General features: G+C 46.4%; 1 protein-coding gene. It reads left to right on the top strand.

The annotated features are described in order from the left end of the window. On the top strand, positions 1 to 797 hold a 797-nt coding region (locus JNK54_10740), incomplete at both ends, for a hypothetical protein (GenBank protein MBL8024735.1).

Below are 797 nucleotides of genomic sequence, written 5' to 3'. Positions count from 1 at the left end.
TACCGGAGCCTACGAAAGTGCCTATCAGACATTGTTGTCCTTTCAACAGCTTCGCGACTCTTCTGCTTCTGAAGAACGGGCGCGTGATCTACAAAGACTGAAAACAGAATACGAAACCGAACGAAAGGAAAAGGATCTGCAAATCAAAATCTTGGAAAATGCACGACTGCAAGCCAGATTTTGGCTGGCTTTGGCAGGATTCGGTCTCGCCTTTTTCATTGGATTGGCATTTTGGTTCAGAGCAAGGCAACGCCGGAAAACCAATGCGGTGCTGGAGACCAAAAACCAGGAGATTTTGGCGCAGAAAGAAGAAGCCGAAAGACTAAGAAAACGTGCAGAACAATCAGAGGCGGTAAAGGAAAAGTTTCTGGCTGCAATGAGTCACGAAATCCGAACGCCCATGAATGCAATTGTTGGCCTCTCCCAACTCCTGGACGCCCAGGATAATCATCCTACCACAGCGCATAATATCTCCATCATCAGGCAATCAAGCGAACATCTGATGACCATCTTGAACGATGTGTTGGACCTGGCCAAGATCGAAGCCAATAAAATGGAACTTCGCCCGGAATGCCTTCACCTGCCTTCGCATCTTCAACTCATTACGGGCACTTTTGAAAGCCTTGCCAAGGAAAAGGGACTTGAACTACACCTTAAACTGGACGCCGAAGTGCCTGAATTTGTGGAAGCAGACCCAGTAAGATTAGGGCAGATTCTTAACAATCTGGTGTCTAATGCCATCAAATTTACACAAAAAGGCGAAGTTACCATAACAGTAAATCTGGAAGAAGCACTTC

This window comes from Elusimicrobiota bacterium (assembly GCA_016788905.1).
Lineage (GTDB): Bacteria > Elusimicrobiota > Elusimicrobia > FEN-1173 > FEN-1173 > JADKHR01.
This window is presented reverse-complemented; position numbering and strand designations above follow the sequence as displayed.